The organism is Lactiplantibacillus daoliensis, from assembly GCF_005405005.1.
GTDB lineage: Bacteria > Bacillota > Bacilli > Lactobacillales > Lactobacillaceae > Lactiplantibacillus > Lactiplantibacillus daoliensis.
In genome coordinates this window covers 303,065-319,008 of record NZ_BJDH01000001.1, presented here as the reverse complement: position 1 = coordinate 319,008, position 15,944 = coordinate 303,065, and the positions used below count along the sequence as shown (strand labels likewise).

The 15,944-nt window shown below is 43.8% G+C and carries 15 protein-coding genes; 13 read left to right on the top strand and 2 right to left on the bottom strand.

Annotated elements, in window-relative coordinates; all coding sequences use genetic code 11:
• The first annotated feature begins 14 nt into the window (after positions 1-14).
• The 10 genes from tpiA (at position 15) to FFM64_RS01500 (ending at position 11,930) form a co-directional block, all read left to right on the top strand.
• Positions 15-773, top strand: coding sequence for a triose-phosphate isomerase (gene tpiA / locus FFM64_RS01545; RefSeq protein ID WP_137606234.1), 759 nt, complete (start codon positions 15-17; stop codon positions 771-773).
• A gap of 75 nt (positions 774-848) precedes the next feature.
• Positions 849-2,177: a phosphopyruvate hydratase gene (gene eno, locus FFM64_RS01540; RefSeq protein ID WP_137606233.1), complete on the top strand. Its 1,329-nt coding sequence runs from the start codon at positions 849-851 to the stop codon at positions 2,175-2,177.
• Positions 2,178-2,322: 145 nt separating this feature from the next.
• Positions 2,323-3,225 carry a phosphotransferase gene (locus FFM64_RS01535; RefSeq protein WP_137606232.1) on the top strand — a complete coding sequence of 301 codons (903 nt, stop codon included), beginning with the start codon at positions 2,323-2,325 and terminating at the stop codon, positions 3,223-3,225.
• 9 nt (positions 3,226-3,234) lie between these two features.
• Positions 3,235-4,779, top strand: a complete 1,545-nt coding sequence (locus tag FFM64_RS01530) for a ClC family H(+)/Cl(-) exchange transporter (RefSeq protein WP_171000256.1) — start codon at positions 3,235-3,237, stop codon at positions 4,777-4,779.
• Positions 4,780-4,879: 100 nt separating this feature from the next.
• Entirely contained in the window at positions 4,880-5,116 is a 237-nt protein-coding gene (secG, locus tag FFM64_RS01525; protein ID WP_137606230.1) for a preprotein translocase subunit SecG, read from the top strand.
• A gap of 48 nt (positions 5,117-5,164) precedes the next feature.
• Entirely contained in the window at positions 5,165-5,920 is a 756-nt protein-coding gene (locus FFM64_RS01520) for an alpha/beta hydrolase (protein WP_137606229.1), read from the top strand.
• Positions 5,921-5,936: 16 nt separating this feature from the next.
• Positions 5,937-8,369, top strand: coding sequence for a ribonuclease R (rnr, locus tag FFM64_RS01515; RefSeq protein WP_137606228.1), 2,433 nt, complete (start codon positions 5,937-5,939; stop codon positions 8,367-8,369).
• A 30-nt stretch (positions 8,370-8,399) separates the two neighbouring features.
• Positions 8,400-8,870: an SsrA-binding protein SmpB gene (smpB, locus tag FFM64_RS01510; RefSeq protein WP_137606227.1), complete on the top strand. Its 471-nt coding sequence runs from the start codon at positions 8,400-8,402 to the stop codon at positions 8,868-8,870.
• A gap of 887 nt (positions 8,871-9,757) precedes the next feature.
• On the top strand, positions 9,758-11,194 hold the full coding sequence (locus tag FFM64_RS01505; protein ID WP_137606226.1) for an amino acid ABC transporter substrate-binding protein/permease: 1,437 nt from the start codon (positions 9,758-9,760) through the stop codon (positions 11,192-11,194).
• Between the two features lies 1 nt (position 11,195).
• Positions 11,196-11,930 carry an amino acid ABC transporter ATP-binding protein gene (locus tag FFM64_RS01500; protein ID WP_137606225.1) on the top strand — a complete coding sequence of 245 codons (735 nt, stop codon included), beginning with the start codon at positions 11,196-11,198 and terminating at the stop codon, positions 11,928-11,930.
• Between the two features lie 72 nt (positions 11,931-12,002).
• Here FFM64_RS01500 and FFM64_RS01495 read toward each other — a convergent pair whose 3' ends face one another.
• Together FFM64_RS01495 and FFM64_RS01490 are read right to left on the bottom strand one after the other, a co-directional pair.
• The gene (locus tag FFM64_RS01495; RefSeq protein ID WP_137606224.1) at positions 12,003-12,566 is read right to left on the bottom strand and encodes an LURP-one-related/scramblase family protein; all 564 of its coding nucleotides are present in this window, start codon (positions 12,564-12,566) and stop codon (positions 12,003-12,005) included.
• Positions 12,567-12,590: 24 nt separating this feature from the next.
• A complete protein-coding gene (locus FFM64_RS01490) occupies positions 12,591-13,460 on the bottom strand; it encodes a Cof-type HAD-IIB family hydrolase (protein WP_137606223.1) in 870 nt (289 codons plus the stop codon).
• Positions 13,461-13,575: 115 nt separating this feature from the next.
• Here FFM64_RS01490 and FFM64_RS01485 point away from each other — a divergent pair, with 115 nt between their 5' ends.
• The 3 genes from FFM64_RS01485 to tsaE all read left to right on the top strand — a co-directional run bounded on the left by FFM64_RS01485 (position 13,576) and on the right by tsaE (position 15,943).
• The gene (locus FFM64_RS01485; RefSeq protein ID WP_137606222.1) at positions 13,576-14,268 is read left to right on the top strand and encodes a uracil-DNA glycosylase; all 693 of its coding nucleotides are present in this window, start codon (positions 13,576-13,578) and stop codon (positions 14,266-14,268) included.
• Positions 14,269-14,290: 22 nt separating this feature from the next.
• On the top strand, positions 14,291-15,271 hold the full coding sequence (gene pta, locus FFM64_RS01480) for a phosphate acetyltransferase (RefSeq protein ID WP_137606221.1): 981 nt from the start codon (positions 14,291-14,293) through the stop codon (positions 15,269-15,271).
• Positions 15,272-15,481: 210 nt separating this feature from the next.
• Positions 15,482-15,943 carry a tRNA (adenosine(37)-N6)-threonylcarbamoyltransferase complex ATPase subunit type 1 TsaE gene (gene tsaE, locus FFM64_RS01475; RefSeq protein ID WP_137606220.1) on the top strand — a complete coding sequence of 154 codons (462 nt, stop codon included), beginning with the start codon at positions 15,482-15,484 and terminating at the stop codon, positions 15,941-15,943.
• Position 15,944 lies beyond the last annotated feature (1 nt).

Sequence of the window (15,944 nt, the reverse complement as noted above, 5' to 3'; positions counted from 1 at the left end):
AAGGAAGGTCTATCGTGCGTACACCTATTATTGCCGGTAACTGGAAAATGAACAAAACCGCTAGCGAAGCTTTAGCTTTCGTTAACGCTGTTAAGGACCAATTACCAGATCCTAACAAAGTTGAATCAGTCGTTGCTGCTCCAGCCCTTTTCTTACAAGAAATGGTCGAAGCTGCTAAGGGTTCTGATTTAAAGATTGCTGCTGAAAATGCTTATTTTGAAGATGCTGGGGCCTATACTGGTGAAACTTCACCAGCTGCTTTAGCTGACTTGGGCGTTGATTACGTCATTATCGGTCATTCAGAACGTCGTGGCTATTTCCACGAAACTGATGAAGATATCAACAAGAAAGCACATGCTATCTTCAAGAACAACATGCTACCAATCATCTGCTGTGGTGAAAGTTTGGAACAACGTGAAGCCGGCGAAGCCGAATCATGGGTTTCAGGCCAAATCAAAGCTGCTTTGAAGGGCTTATCTGCTGACCAAGTTAGTTCATTAGTTCTTGCTTATGAACCAATCTGGGCCATCGGTACTGGTAAGACGGCTTCAAGTGACCAAGCTGAAGAAATCTGTGCCGTTATTCGTAAGACGGTTGCTGATCTTTATTCACAAACTGTTGCTGACAAAGTTCGTATTCAATACGGTGGTAGTGTAAAACCTGCTAACGTTGTTGATTTGATGAGCAAAGCTAACATCGATGGTGGCTTAGTCGGTGGTGCTTCAATGCAACCAGATTCATTCTTAGAATTAGTTAACTATCAAAATAACTAATATTTATTGCAAGTTCAGTCACAACTTTCTATAATAGGGATGAACCTATTACAGTAAAATTAAGGAGAGAATTTAATGTCTATTATTACAGATATTTATGCTCGCGAAGTCTTAGACTCACGTGGCAACCCAACTGTCGAAGTTGAATTATATACTGAAAGCGGCGCTTTTGGTCGCGGTATCGTTCCTTCAGGTGCTTCAACCGGTGAACATGAAGCCGTTGAATTACGTGATGGTGACAAGAGCCGTTTCATGGGCAAAGGTGTTACTAAGGCCGTTGACAATGTTAACAAGTTAATCGCCAAAGAAATCGTTGGCTATGATGTAACTGACCAACGTGCCATTGACCAAGCTATGATCAAATTAGACGGTACTCCAAACAAAGCTAAGTTAGGCGCTAACGCTATCTTAGGTGTTTCTATCGCTGCTGCACGTGCTGCTGCTGACGAACTTGAAATGCCATTATACAACTACCTTGGCGGTTTCAATGCGCATGTCTTGCCAGCACCAATGATGAACGTTATCAATGGTGGTGCTCACGCTAACAACGACGTGGACTTCCAAGAATTCATGATCATGCCTGTTGGTGCTTCTTCAGTTAAAGAAGCTGTTCGGATGGGTTCAGAAACTTTCCATAATTTGAAAGCTATCTTAAACGAACGCGGTTACTCAACTGCTGTTGGTGATGAAGGTGGTTTCGCTCCTGACTTGAAGAACAACGAAGAACCATTCGAAATCTTAATTGAAGCTATCGAACGTGCCGGCTACAAGCCAGGCAAGGATATCTCAATTGCCTTCGACTGTGCCGCTTCTGAATTCTACAACGAAGAAACTGGCAAGTATGACTTAAAGGGTGAAGGCGAAAATGGGAAATCATTTACTGCCGAAGAATTCGTTGACTTACTTGACAGCATCGTTGACAAGTACCCAATCATTTCCATCGAAGATCCTTTGGATGAAAACAACTGGGGAGACTGGCAAATGGCTACTGAAAAGCTTGGCAAGAAGGTTCAAATCGTTGGTGATGACTTGTTCGTTACTAACACTGACTACCTTGCTAAGGGGATCAAGATGGGCGTTGCCAACGCTATCTTAATCAAGGTTAACCAAATTGGTACTTTGACTGAAACTGTTGAAGCTATCGAAATGGCTAAACAAGCTGGCTACACTGCCATCGTTTCTCACCGTTCTGGTGAAACTGAAGACACGACCATTGCTGACTTAGTTGTCGCAATGAACGCTGGCCAAATCAAGACTGGTTCAATGAGCCGTACTGAACGGATTGCTAAATACAATCAATTAATGCGGATCGAAGACCAACTTGAAAGCACTTCAGAATACAAGGGTCTTGCTGGGTTCTACAACTTAAGCGAAGACGCTCGTAACGCTATTGCAAACAAGTAATAGGTTATTGTTCTAAGTGAAGAGTCGCTCATCTCGAGCGGCTCTTTTTTTGTCCAATCGGAAGTGCCTCGGGTTTATTCCGTTAATGAGTGAGTTATCGTGGTAAAATAAGATACGAGTATTTTAAAGGAGCCATTGAAAACGTATGGATTATTTCAAACAGCAAATCGACCAGTGGGCAGACTGGCAGGCGGCAGCAGCGACACCAGCAGCATTTGAAGCTTTAATTCAACAAATTTATCGGAGTGAAAATGAACCATTTAAGACGCCGGAACTCGTTGAGACAGCATTTACAGCAACTTTTTCAGTGGGAGCCACTCAGATTGCTATTTTTCCACCGACGTCGGTGGCAGCGCAGACTAGAGACCGGTACCAGACAGAGAAATTTAGTCTGGCACGTCTAGCACGTTTACAATTGACGGGACCAACGCTTTTACATGCTGGCTTCATTTTTGATCGTTATCAATTTTATTATGTGATTTATCGGCCATTAGTTGGCATTTCATTAACTGAATTTATCAACACTGCCGAGCCTTTAGCTAAATCAACTTTGGGTCGTCAGATTGGGACGGCATTGCGTCAACTTAATGGCGAGGTGGCTGACTTTAATCGCGTCAAAGTATCAGAATTGGCAAATCAAGCTGCATGGTCGGATTTAGGACCTACCTTTGCTGCTGAACGCGAGTCATACCTTGCAACGCATCCAGTAGCGAAGTCTTGCTTTGTCCATGGGCAACTAAACGGTGAGAATATCATTGTCACGACGGGAAAAGTTGGTTTTCGACAGTTTCAAACTGCGATGGTCGGACCAGCTGAAACAGAATTAGTCCCGCTTGTGTTACAAGCGTTTGATGGTGATTCAGATTGTCTAGCTGGCTTACAGGAAACCTTGAAGTTACCAGATTTGGTCTCGTCATTACTGATTGGCCTGTTCTGGCGTGCTGATGGACCGGCCCAAATTAAACAGGTCATGGGAGCTGATCAAGTGACACTGACGACCTTGACGCAACGTTTAACACAACTGGTCAAACATGAAAGTGAGGGTTAATCCGTGAAAATCCAACATCAACCAAAACAGCGCCATTTCGATTTTACTCGCTTTGGTGCGATTGGTCGGGGATTGTTAGTTGGGCTCCTTTCTGGTATCGTGGTCAGTATTTTCAGATTCAGTATTGAAAAAGGACTGAAATTGGTGCAATGGGTATACGGCCAAATTGTGCAGACTCCTTGGCTAGTATTACCATGGCTCGTAATTAGTTTGGCAGTCGCTATTTTTATCGGCTTATTGGTTAAGCAACTCCCAGATATAAAAGGTTCAGGGATTCCGCAAGTTGAAGGACAACTCGCGGGAGAACTCGACTATGCTTGGTGGCCAGTCCTGTGGCGGAAATTTGTTGGGGGGATTTTAGGTATCGGTTCTGGCCTGTTTTTAGGACGGGAAGGCCCCTCTATTCAGTTAGGGGCAACTATTGGGCAAGGTTTTGCAGAAACGACCCACCAAACAGGCGCTGACCGGCGTTCCTTGATTGCTGGTGGGGCTGCCGCCGGTTTATCGGCCGCATTCAATGCGCCGATTGCCAGTACCTTATTTGTATTGGAAGAGGTTTATCATAACTTTTCACCGATTATTTGGACCACTGCTTTGGCTAGTGCGATTGCAGCCAACTTTGTTTCACTCAACTTTTTCGGACTAGTCCCGGTATTACATATTCCGTATGCCACGAATTTACCGTTGAGTCAGTACGGTAATTTGATTGGTTTGGGTGTTTTTCTAGGGGTCTTTGGTTATCTATATCAAAATGTGACACTGGCGATGCCCAGTTGGTATTCAAGATTAAGATTGCCTAGCTGGTTGGATGGGGTGGTGCCGTTTCTATTGATTATTCCGATTGGGCTACTGTGGCCGAAGCTGCTTGGCGGCGGGAATGCAGTTATTTTGAACATTGCGGCCATTACACCAGCACTGTTACCGTTAATTGGTATCTTTGTCCTTCGCTTTGTTTTTTCAACACTTTCTTATGGCTCAGGGCTACCAGGTGGGATTTTCTTGCCAATTCTATCGCTGGGGGCGATCCTAGGTGCTATTTACGCGCAATCAATGGTTGCGATTGGTTGGATGCCTGCAAGTTTCGTCTCAAACTTTATCATTTTTGCGATGGCTGGGTATTTTGCCGGTATTGGGAAAGCCCCTTTTACGGCTATTTTATTGATCACGGAGATGGTCGGCACGTTACACCACTTGATGCCACTTGCAGTTGTTTCAATGACCGCGTATCTGGTAGTTGATTTACTGGGCGGGGCGCCAATCTATGAAGCCTTGCTGGAAAAATTGACTCAGCCGAAGCTGCCTGAACATAGTGGTGTCCAGGATCGCCTGGAAATTCCAATTTTTGAGGGTGCTGCATTTGAAGGTCATCAGGTTCGAGATTTCAAATGGCCTAAAGAATCTTTATTGATTGCGATTCGGCGTGGTGAGCGACAAGTGATTCCGCATGGGGACACCTTGATTCGTGCGGGCGATACGCTAATTATTTTGACCGATCGGAGCAATCGTGCCTGGGTTCGCCATCAAATTGATCAATTGAATGTTAGCCCAACCTGATTTGCTTTAGAATGTAAGTAATTGCGCACGTGACTGGAAAAATGACGCTAAATATGTTAAATTGTTATAGACATAGCGGACTCTTTAGGAGGCACTTGAATTGTATAATATACTGATGACGTTAATATTGGTCGTTTCCGTACTGATTATTATTGCGGTAATGATGCAACCATCTAAAACAAATGATGCCATGTCTTCATTGACTGGTGGTGCTGACGATTTGTTCGCCAAGCAAAAGCCACGTGGTTTTGAAGCTTTCATGCAAAAAGTAACCGTTGTACTGGGAATTGTATTCTTTGTTGCAGCGCTCGCATTAGCATGGTACTCATCGAAGTAAGTGACTGTCCTCCTGTGATTTCAGGAGGTTTTTTTTTAAGAAGGTGCAATTGTGTTAAAACGACCGGAACCTTTTTTCTTTGAACATGGTGACAATGCCGTTATTTTGTTGCATGCTTATTCTGGGAGTGCCAATGATGTGCGCTTGCTAGCACGAGCCTTGGAACGAGAAAATTATAGTATTTACGCGCCACAATTTAGCGGTCATGCCACCGGTGATCCGCGTGATATTTTGCGTGACGGCTCACCTGAACAATGGTGGCAAGATACGCAACAGGCAATATCATTTGTACGTCAAAAAGGCTATACTAAAATTAGTATCTTTGGGCTATCGCTTGGTGGCATTTTTGCGACCATGGCCTTGGAAAATGACTCGGCCTTGCTTGGCGGTGGTGTTTTCAGTTCACCCATTTTGCCAAGCGCCCATAGTAATGTTCCAGCGATGTTTATGACCCTGAGTGCGCGTCAGTTTGCACAACAAGGCTTAACAACGGTTGAACAGCAACGGGCACTGGCGTTACTGCAACCAGCGTCACAGGAGCAATTAGCTGCTATTACGCGGTTTACAGCCAACCAAGTACAAGCTCATTTGACGCAATTAACGCGCCCATTCTTTATTGGTCAAGGGGGTCAAGATGAGCTGATTGACGCCATGGTTGCGCCACGCTTGCGTGATCAGTTGACTGCCCAAGGGTTAGCGGTAGATTATCATTGGTTTGCAGCAGCTGGCCATGTCATTACGGTTAATCGCGCTCACCATGAATTAGAACAAGCTGTCTTAACGTATTTAAAAACTATTTATTAAAAAAATGAGGTAAAACATGTCAGAATCTAACTTACAAGAACAACTCCTGACTTTTTTGCAAGCTCATCCCGACCGTAGCTACAGCGTAGAACGGTTAAGCGATGAATTGCATCTTTCAGGGGCAACAGCGTTCACATTTTTAGTGAAAGAACTTGCCAATATGGAACGCAAAAAGTTGGTCACAACGGATGACCATGACCAGTTTAAGCTGGTTCAAGAAACGAAACTCGTCGACGGCTCTTTCCACGGAAACGATAAAGGGTTTGGTTTTGTTCGTTACGATCCAGATTTGCCAGATATTTATATTAATCCAGATAACACAATGTTTGCTTTTACCGGTGATGATGTTCAAGTCGAAATTATTCGGCCAGCACGTCCAGGCTCAGATCGAGGCCCAGAAGGTAAAGTCGTCAGCATTACCCAACGGAATTATTCTCAAATCGTCGGCGCCTTTGTGCCCAGCACGGAGAATGCCGGTTTCATCGGTAAAGTTGAAATTAAAGAAAAGAAACTTTCTAAATATGAACTTTTAATCACCGAACAAGGGATTCACCCAACTGAAGGCGAAGTCATTATCGCCGAAGTTTCCGCTTATCCTGATGCTCAGCATCCAACGCGGATTGTTGGGATTGCCAAACAAGTTATCGGGAGTGTCGATGATCCTGGGATGGATGTTTTGCAGGTCGTCTATCAACACGACGTGCCATCGGTCTTCCCAGAAGAAGTGACTGACGAAGCTAACCGGATTCCGGATTATGTGACGGATGAAGACAAAGCCGGTCGAGTAGACATTACTGATCAACCATTAGTGACAATTGATGGCGCCGAATCAAAAGACTTGGATGACGCGGTTGTTGCTTGGCGGTTACCAAATGGAAACTTCCACTTGGGTGTGCATATTGCGGATGTCAGTCATTATGTGACTGAAAACTCTGAATTAGACCGTGAAGCCTTTAAACGTGGCACTTCTGTCTACTTGACGGACCGGGTGATTCCAATGTTGCCACGGCGTTTGTCAAACGGCATCTGTTCATTAAATCCAGATGTTGAACGGTTGGCAATGAGTTGTGAAATGAAAATTGACCAAGAAGGCCATATCATCAACCATAAGATTTTCCAAAGTGTGATCAAGTCACATGCACGGATGACTTATGATGGTGTTAACCAGATCTTGGAAGCTCATGACCCTAAGACGCGTGAAAAATATGCGGACTTAGTTGATATGTTCGATACGATGGGTGAGTTACATCGGATTCTTTATAAGAACCGTCGTCATCGTGGTGCAATTGACTTTGATGATAACGAAGCTAAAATCATCGTTGACGAAACCGGTCATCCAATTGATATTCAATTGCGGGTTCGTGGTTTAGCAGAACGCATGATTGAAAGTTTCATGTTGGCTGCCAACGAAACGGTTGCCAAACATTACAGTTTAGCTAAAGTGCCATTTATTTATCGGGTTCACGAAACGCCTGATGCTGATCGGATGCTCAGTTTCTTCGAATTCGTCACGACTTTTGGTGTTAACGTTACCGGTTCTTCGAAAGATGTTAAACCTAAGATGTTGCAAGATGTTTTGAAGAAAGTTGCTGGCAAACCAGAAGAAGCAATGGTTTCCGTGATGATGTTACGGAGCATGAAGCAAGCACGATATGCTGATCAATCCTTAGGTCACTTTGGTTTGGCTGCACCGTACTACACGCACTTTACCTCACCAATCCGTCGTTATCCGGATATGATGGTGCATCGTTTGATTCGCCATTATGCCGAAAACGGCACTGGTGAAGAGGCACGCGCTAAATATCGTGATAATTTGCCTAATATTGCGGAGACGACTTCATTAAATGAACGTCGTGGGATTGACACCGAACGCGATGTTGATTCAATGAAGAAGGCAGAATACATGGCTGATCACGTTGGCGAGAAGTTTGACGCTGTCGTTGATTCCGTGATGAAGTTCGGTTTGTTCGTGGAATTGGAAAATACGGTTGAAGGTTTAGTTCATATCAGTGTCATGGATGATGACTATTACGAATATGTTGAAAAGCAACTCGCACTAGTTGGTCGCAAGACCCATCGGACATTTAGAATTGGACAACCAGTTAAGGTTCAATTGATGCGGGTTGATAAGGACCAGCGTGAAGTGGACTTCAAACTGTTAAATCCTGAAGAAGCGCCTAAGACTGATTTATTACCAAAGCGGGAACACCACGATAATTATCGCGGCAACAACCGTCGCGGTGGTAACGGTAACTATAAGCGGAATGGCGGCAATAACGGCAGCAGTAACCGTAATGGCAACCGAAACGGCAGTAGCAACGGTAATCGTAGCAGTAATGGCGGCGGTTATCGTGGCAACAATAATAATCGTAATCACAGTAGTAATAATAATCATAGTAACAACAATAGCAGTCGTCGGTCGACGAACAGTTCAAACAATCGCCACTAAGACTAGCTAGACGTTAGGGGTGTGAGGCTGATGGCCAAACAAAACGGTAAGCATCAAGATAGCGCCCTCGCACAAAACCGGAAAGCTCGGCATGATTATGCCGTCGAAGAGACTTATGAAGCAGGAATTGCTTTAACAGGGACGGAAATCAAGTCAGTGCGTGACCGGCGTGTGAACATCAAGGATGGGTATGTACAGATTCGTAATGGTGAAGCTATTATGATGAATGTCCACATTAGTCCTTTTGCTGAGGGTAATCGGTTTAACGTTGACCCATTGCGTAATCGTAAGTTATTACTCCATAAAAAAGAAATTAAGAAGCTCGGGGAGGCAACCACCACTAAAGGGGTTACCATTATTCCGTTAAAGATGTATCTCAAGCACGGCTTTGCAAAGGTCTTGATTGGAGTCGCGCATGGGAAGCGTGAATACGATAAGCGACAAGATATTAAAAAGCGCGAACAACAGCGTCAAATTGATCGTGTCATGAAACACTATTAGCACTTGAACAGCGTCACTCACTGAACGTTAGTGGGGACACTGTTTTTTTATTGCATTGTGTCTCCGGTTGTCGCTGACGGCAGCAATCGTGGAACCGGATCAAGCTTGAGGAGCGGTCTTAATCCTCTCCCGGAACAGTTACAAAAACCGCAATTGTCCCGAGCAGTCCGTGGCGTAAGATCGGCAAAAAATCGCCGCTCTAACGCCACCTTCACTATACTGAGTTAATTTTGTGCAGCGGTGGATTGAAAAATAGAGAGCTTATTAGTTACTCCGAATAACACATCGGTGGCGTCAGGGATAACCTGGCAGGGCTTAGATAATGATCCTAATAAAGCTAGTACATGTTATTTTTGAAAGTCGTACATGGAAAGATAGTGAGTAACTGATTTAGCCGAAAGGTTGGAACCTAAAATGCTCAGCCATGATATTTTTCTTAGTGTGGGCGGTTTTTCCCGGACTTAGGAAAAGGCCAGTTTTAAAGACTGTCCTTTGGCTTTAAAATGGACCATGGCGTTCCAGCGTTTTAGGTTCCAACCGGCAGGCGGAAATAGAAGACTGTTTACAATTTACGACGTTCCTAACACGAAATAGTCATCCAGCCCGCTAAAATATAAACAAGTTTATAGACTTACAATTATGCTGTTGGCTTTGTCAATTTGTAAATTCAAATCAAAAAACTTAATAATAGTAAAAAATGGCCGGATTCCTTAATATCTTCATTGAATCAGGACTTTAGATTAAGAAAGTTAAGTTAAAGATGAATGATAACGCAAACATTAAATTAAAATTAGAATATTATTACAGTTTGAGTTGGTTAGATCTTCCAAACTATGTTATATTTTATGACATACCGTTCAGGTAGAATGAATTAGGAGGTCTCCATCATGAAAAAATGGCAAGTTGCTGTTGTCATGGTGTTAGCCACACTCGGTAGCTGGTTCGCGTTTGCGTCAACTGCTCAAGCCAAGACTTACACCATTGCGACGGACACCACGTTTGCCCCATTTGAATTTCAGGCAAAAGGTGGTAAGTATAAAGGAATTGATATTGATATTTTAAATGCAATTGCCAAAAAAGAAAATATCAATTATAAACTCAAAGCGATCAGTTTCGGTGCCGCCGTCCAGCAGTTGAGTGCTAACCAAGTTGATGGGGTCATCGCCGGGATGAACGTCACCCCTGAACGAAAGCAGACTTTTGACTTTTCAGATGCTTATTATACTTCTGGGGTTGTCATGGCGGTTGCTAAAGACAGTTCAGTTAAGAACTTCAAGGATTTAAAGGGTAAGACTGTTGCCTTGAAGACTGGGACTGCCGGTGCAACTTATGCCAAGTCGATCGAAAGCAAGTATGGTTTCAAAATCAAGTATTTCAATGATTCTAACAACATGTATAACGATGTGAAGGTCGGCAACTCCGCAGCCTGTTTTGAAGATTATCCGGTTATGTCATACGGGATCAAGAATGGGATTGCGTTGAAGATTGTTTCCAAACAATATGAGGCCGGGGATTATGGCTTTGCGGTTAAAAAGGGTAAGAATGCCGAATTACTCAAAAAATTCAACGCCGGTTTAAAAGCCATCAAGGCTGATGGCCAATATAAAAAGATCGTTGATAAATATTTACATTCCAGTGAATCATCATTAACTGGTGAAACGGCCAGCAGCCGGACTTTTGTTGGGCTATTTACTCAAAACCTAGGCACTATTGGTAATGGGTTATGGATGACATTGGAATTAACGGTTATTTCAATTATTTTAGCTACTGTTATGGGAATGATTTTAGGGGTCTTAGGCGTGATGCCTGGTAAACTTGGCCCAGCTATTTCCAGCACGATTATCTACATTTTCCGTGGGATGCCACTAATGGTTTTGGCGTTCTTCATCTACATTGGGTTCCCAGATTTGATTGGGCATGGGTTTAAAATTCCAGCGTTCATAGCCGGGATGATTACCTTGATGCTCAATGAAGGGGCGTATACCGGGGCCTTCGTCAAAGGTGGTTTCCAAGCCGTTGACAATGGTCAAATGGAAGCTGCTCGTTCATTGGGGTTACCTTATTGGACAGCGATGCGGAAAGTTATTATGCCACAAGGGATCCGAATCATGATTCCATCGTTTATTAATCAATTTATTATTACTTTGAAGGATACGTCAATTCTATCCGTGATTGGGATCGTCGAATTGACACAAACTGGGACGTTAATCATTGCCCGGAACTTTGAAGGGTTCAAGATTTGGTTGATGATTGCGATTATCTACTTGGTTATCATTACGTTATTAACGTGGCTTTCAAATTGGGTACAAAGGAGGATGAGTTAGTATGGCTAAGGTAATTGTTAAAGATTTGCACAAAAGTTATGGTGACAATGAAGTCTTAAAAGGGCTGAATTTAGAAGTCGAAGATAATGAAGTAGTCTGCATGATTGGTCCTTCTGGCTCCGGTAAGAGTACTTTCTTACGGTGCTTAAATGATCTGGAAGTGCCAACGCAAGGGCAAATCGTGATTAGTGGTTATGATTTGTCTGATAAAGGGACAAACATCAACTTGGTCCGAGAAAATATTGGGATGGTTTTCCAACATTTTAACTTATTTCCACATTTGAGTGTGATGCAAAATATTACTTTAGCACCGGTACAACTCAAAAAAGAATCTAAAGAGACAGCGGATACGACGGCGCATGAGTTGTTGAAAACAGTTGGGTTAGCCGATAAAGCCGATGCAATGCCAAACTCATTATCTGGTGGGCAACAACAACGGGTTGCGATTGCGCGGGCTTTGGCAATGAAACCAAAGATTATGTTGTTTGATGAACCTACTTCCGCTTTGGACCCTGAAATGGTCGGTGATGTCTTGGATGTCATGAAGAAGTTGGCTGCTGGTGGGATGACGATGATCGTGGTGACCCATGAAATGGGCTTTGCCAAAGAAGTGGCTGATCGAGTCGTCTTCATGGCGGATGGCTTGATTCAAGAAAGTGGTAAGCCCGATGATGTCTTTGATCATCCAAAGAGTCCTCGATTACAAGATTTTCTCAATAAAGTGATTAACGTTTAACTGAATAAGCCTATCAAACAACAAAAAATCGACCCTGTAATTAGGGTCGATTTTTTAGTATCCGAGGACACTTTAAGCTTGTGGTAATTTATGATGTGGATGTAGCGTGTAGTTACTTTCGCCAAATGTCATGTTATAGCCTTCTTGAGGTGTACGTGACCGCGCGCGATTAGTTGGCTTTTGCCAGTGATCAAGAATCGCAGCAATACAAATACACAGTGGTTCGGTTGCCGGATCTGTAATCGCGAGTTCGAAGGCTTCACCATTGGATGTCATGACAGGGTGCATGGTCATAACTAGCTCGGTCCCATGATAAATTCGATAATTTTCATTATTTAAACTTCCCATGATGATCCAACGCAGTTTACGAACATAAATCATTTCGTGCCAGAAGCCCAACGTTTTGCTAATCGAGCCAACGTTTTGACGGTTGTAATACAAATCAAACTTCGGCAAAAGGCCGAGTGAGGTTTGTTTAATTTCGGCGAGTAGTTCGCCTTGAATTGCATAGAGACTGAGTGCATCTTGACGTCGGCCCCAACGACCGACGAGTAAGTAGTGTGGTTGACCGTGGTCATCGCGAACGATACGGGCGCCCTTAGCAAAACTATTACGACTGAAATATAATTTACGCATGTCAAACCCTCATTTCCCGGTTAACTATTGTGCAGCTAACACTTCCAAAATGGCTTTACCAACCCCATCGTTAACGTTGGTATCGGTGATGTGATTTGCCAGCTGTTTAACTTCGGTCGAACCGTTACCCATCGCATAGCTCGTTCCAGCAAGTTTTAGCATCGAAACATCATTATTATTGTCCCCAATTGCCATGACGTTGCTCATTGGCGTGTTCAGCATATTGGCATACCGTTCAACCGCAATCCCTTTTTGGGCATTGATGTTGTTAATTTCAATGTTTGAACTTGCGGACGAGGTGATCTTGATGGATGAATGCTTTGCGAGTAATTCGTCAGAGAGTGGCTTCAATTTAGCAGGGCCGTCTTGACTGAATGTAATAATCTTCATAATGTGATTCTTTGGATCTTCCAGTAGTTCGTTATAGTCATCCACATAGTTGATGTCCATGAGTTCTAGGCGGGCAGTAGCTAATGAGACGGCAATTTTGAACGAGGTATCTGGATTTAAATTTGTTAATAAGTGGGCGATTTGTTCGACCCGTTTGGCTTTATTATTGGAATAGACGGCATCGTTTCCCACGACCTCGTAGTAATAACCCTGTGAGGAAAGTGTGTGGAAAATCGCCCGCGCGACCGTTTTCGTGATTGGGACCATATCGAGCATTTTACCGGAAGCATCAAACACTTCTGCCCCGTTTAAAGTAATCAGTGGGGCGGTAATCCCCTGGGCAGCCAGTAGTGGTTGAGCTTCGGAATAACGGCGACCGGTGGAAACGATAAAATGAACGCCTTGTTGCTGTGCTTTGAGAATGGCTTGAGCGTTGAAATCCGAAACAATCATTTCATTATTCAAAAGGGTCCCATCCATGTCAGAAGCAATAATCGAAATCATGTTGTCACATCCTTAGTTGTCTTAATAGTTACATTCTACCATGTTTGAAAGTGAATTCAGAATTATTATCATTAGCCGTTTTGAGTATGCTACAATAATGCTAGAGGTGTTAAGGATGAAAGCGTTTATTCACACTGATTGGTGGGACGTGCTCGAGCCGGAATTTGAGCAGCCCTATTATCATCAATTACACGAGTTTTTGAAAACTGAATATCGGACGAAGAATATTCATCCCGATATGTATAATATTTTTCAGGCCTTTGAATGGACGCCATTTGCTGACACTAAGGTCGTTATTTTAGGTCAGGATCCTTATCATGGTCCGCATCAAGCTCACGGGTTGAGTTTTTCGGTGTTACCAGGGGTACAAGTGCCGCCATCGTTAGTGAATATTTACAAGGAATTACAGGATGACGTGGGTTGTACGCCAGTCAATCACGGCTATTTGGAAGCATGGGCCAAGCAGGGGGTCTTGTTACTCAACTCTGTCTTGACCGTCCAAAATGGGGTGGCCTTTTCTCATGCGGGTAAAGGTTGGGAACGGCTGACAGATGTCGCGATTCAACGGCTTTCCGAACGGCCAACGCCAGTGGTCTTTATCTTATGGGGCAAAGCTGCGCGTTCCAAAATTTCCCTGATTGATACTAAGCGCAATGTCGTTTTACAGGCACCGCATCCGAGTCCATTATCCGCATACCGTGGGTTCTTTGGTTCCAAACCGTTTTCCAAAACCAATCTAGCATTGGAATCATTTGGGGAACAGCCGATCAATTGGCAATTGCCAGCAGAAGTTAGTGTTAAAGATTAATTAATTTATTGGAGGCTATCTCATGGATTTATTTACATCATTAGCAAAGAAGATTACCGGTAAAGATCAAACAATCGTTTTCCCAGAAGGAACAGAACCACGGATTGTTGGTGCAGCGGCTCGTTTAGCCAAAGATGGATTGGTAAAACCAATCGTCCTTGGTCCTGCAGCAAAGGTTGACTCAGTTGCCAAGGACTTGAACGTCGACTTAACGGGTGTGCAAGTGCTCGATCCAGCAACCTATCCTGCTGCTGACAAGCAAGCGATGCTCGATGCTTTAGTTGAACGGCGGAAGGGTAAGAATACGCCGGAACAGGCTGCAAAAATGCTTGAGGATGAAAATTACTTTGGGACCATGTTAGTTTATCTTGGTAAAGCAGATGGGATGGTCTCTGGTGCGGTGCATCCAACTGGTGATACAGTTCGTCCAGCTTTGCAGATTATTAAGACTAAGCCCGGTTCACATCGGATCAGTGGGGCATTCATTATGCAAAAAGGTGACGAACGCTACGTCTTCGCGGATTGTGCCATCAATATTGATCCAGATGCAGATACATTAGCTGAAATTGCTACCCAAAGTGCTCACACGGCCAAAGTCTTTGATATTGACCCTAAAATTGCCATGTTGAGTTTTTCAACCAAGGGCTCTGCCAAGGGTGATATGGTTACCAAAGTTCAAGAAGCGACGGCCAAAGCCCAAGCCGCTGAACCAGATTTAGCTATTGATGGTGAAATGCAATTTGATGCCGCCTTTGTTGAAAAGGTCGGTTTGCAAAAAGCGCCTGGTTCTAAGGTTGCTGGTCATGCGAATGTCTTTGTCTTCCCAGAATTACAATCTGGTAACATCGGCTACAAGATTGCCCAACGTTTCGGCAATTTTGAAGCGGTCGGTCCAATCTTGCAAGGCTTGAATAAACCTGTTTCAGATTTGTCACGGGGTGCCAGCGAAGAAGATGTCTATAAAGTTGCGATTATTACCGCAGCGCAAGGGTTAGAAGCCTAATTAGTTTGTTAAGCGGGAGAAACTTCAGAGCTTGGTCTTTGAAGTTTCTCGCGTTTTTTTTATAATATGATAGAAGGAAATTTAGATTGTGAGGTCGTGTGGTTATTGCCTCCTGCCAGTTGGTTCTGGTGATGCTGGAACTTGGCGGGCAAGTAAGCACAAATCCCGACAATCTGAATGCAAATCGAATGGAGGATGGCTGAAAATAATATGAAAACTGTAACAGTCACGTCCCCGGAACAAACCATGCAGCTTGGTGCCAAACTTGGCCAATTAGTGCAGCCGGGTGACTTAATTTTGTTAGATGGTGATTTAGGTGCAGGCAAGACGACCTTTACTAAAGGCCTAGCCAAAAGTTTGGGAATTGAAAAAAATGTTAAGAGTCCAACATTCACCTTGGTTCGTGAGTATCATCAAGGGCGGATGCCGCTGTATCACATGGATATTTATCGTTTGGAAGATGGTGGTGCGGAGGACTTGGGTCTAGACGAATATTTTGATGGCGATGGCGTGAGTGTCGTTGAGTGGTCAGAGTTTATGAGTGACCTACTCCCAAACGACTATTTGCGCATTGCACTCAATCGTACGGATGACCAAGATGAGACGCGAACAATTAAGTTTGAACCAAACGGGACCCACTATCAAAAGTTGGTTGATAAATTAGAGGGGTGAC